This window comes from Bacillus sp. JJ1503, assembly GCF_036965125.1.
In the GTDB taxonomy this organism is placed as follows: Bacteria; Bacillota; Bacilli; order Bacillales; family Cytobacillaceae; genus Cytobacillus.
The window spans coordinates 1-1,428 of sequence record NZ_JBALOZ010000488.1 but is presented as its reverse complement, the minus strand read 5'-3'; the positions used below and the strand labels follow the sequence as shown (position 1 = coordinate 1,428).

Sequence of the window (1,428 nt, the reverse complement as noted above, 5' to 3'; positions counted from 1 at the left end):
AGTAAAGGTTGCTCAGCAAATGCTTAAAGCCACTGGCTTTGACCCAGGAAGAGAAGATGGATTCTTTGATGAACAAACAAAGTCTGCAGTAGAAAAATTCCAGACGGCCGAAAAACTTGAGGTCACCGGCGTATTAACGGGGAGTTCAACGTTGAAATTAATGGAAAAGGTTAGAGAAAAGCTAAATAAAAATGATACACAAATTCAAAAAGCTTCAGAAATATTGAAACAACAGCTAGGATCTAAATAATTTTGTAAAAAGCACTTTCAGTTGAAAGTGCTTTTTTGCATTAGAAAAACACACCGGGTATAGAAACATAGCTTCCATCTAACAATGAAATTAAGGCAGTCTAAGATTTTGCTCCCTTTATTTTTTTGAAAAAATAAATCATAAATAAATGCTCCATGTAAAGAGGTGATGTGTTGATTAAACGATGGTTCATTTTATTTCTCATTTGTGGTGGGCTAACTGCGTGTACATCCTTTTCCTCTGAAAGAAATCATAAAGAAGATGATCTTCCCAAACCGAAGAATGTTATAGAAAAAGTAATTGAAAAAAACATTCCATCTATACCGTCAGAGCCATTAAAAATGGCAAAAGAGCCAAAGAATTTTTTATTAATTGGCGTTGATAGCAGGAGAGAAGGAAATTCACGTTCTGATACGATTATGCTTGCTCGATATGAGCCAGTTAATAAAAAGATTAAACTTGTTTCCTTGATGAGAGATAGTTATGTGAAAATTCCAATTCATCCATTGACCTATAGCAAGCTCAATCATGCATATTCTCTCGGAGGAAAGGACTTGCTTAAACAAACGGTTGAACAAAACTTTGGAGTAACCATTGATCATATTGCCGTCATTGATTTTAAAGGATTTATTAGCATAATGAACACAATTGCCCCTGATGGTCTTGAGGTTGAGGTTTCTCAAGCGATGATTGACGATATGAATTTAAGTGTAAAGCCAGGAAAGCAAAAACTTCACGGTGAAGAGCTTCTTTCCTTCGTAAGATTTAGGCATGATGAAATGAGTGATTTTGGAAGGGTAAATAGACAGCAAGAGGTTCTCATTTCATTAAAGGATCAGGCCATTAAACAATTTGCAACGATTGATGGAATCGCAAAATTCCCAGAAATGATTAAGCACACGATGCATTATGTAGAAACAGACTTGAAGTTCGATGATGCCTTTTCTCTCGGTGCCAGCTTTCTGTTAAATCCGGTTAATGATGTTCAAACATTAAGAGTACCCATTTCCAACAGTTTTGAAAATAAACAATATCGGCATGCAGGATCTGTTTTACAATTGGATTTTATGGAAAATGAAGAAGCAATTAAGGACTTTTTACATGAAAAATGAGAAAGCGGGCACATTCCCGTTTTCTTCATCTAGTTCCTGCGCCTAGCCCCGATGTACAGGACGTAC

The 1,428-nt window shown here is 36.1% G+C and carries 2 protein-coding genes; both read left to right on the top strand.

The annotated features are described in order from the left end of the window. Positions 1 to 250, top strand: a 250-nt coding sequence (locus tag V7149_RS25675; protein ID WP_335348387.1) for a peptidoglycan-binding domain-containing protein, incomplete at its 5' end; no start/stop codon positions are given. 170 nt (positions 251 to 420) lie between these two features. Continuing rightward, a complete protein-coding gene (locus V7149_RS25670; RefSeq protein ID WP_438824165.1) occupies positions 421 to 1,362 on the top strand; it encodes an LCP family protein in 942 nt (313 codons plus the stop codon). Positions 1,363 to 1,428: the final 66 nt, after the last annotated feature.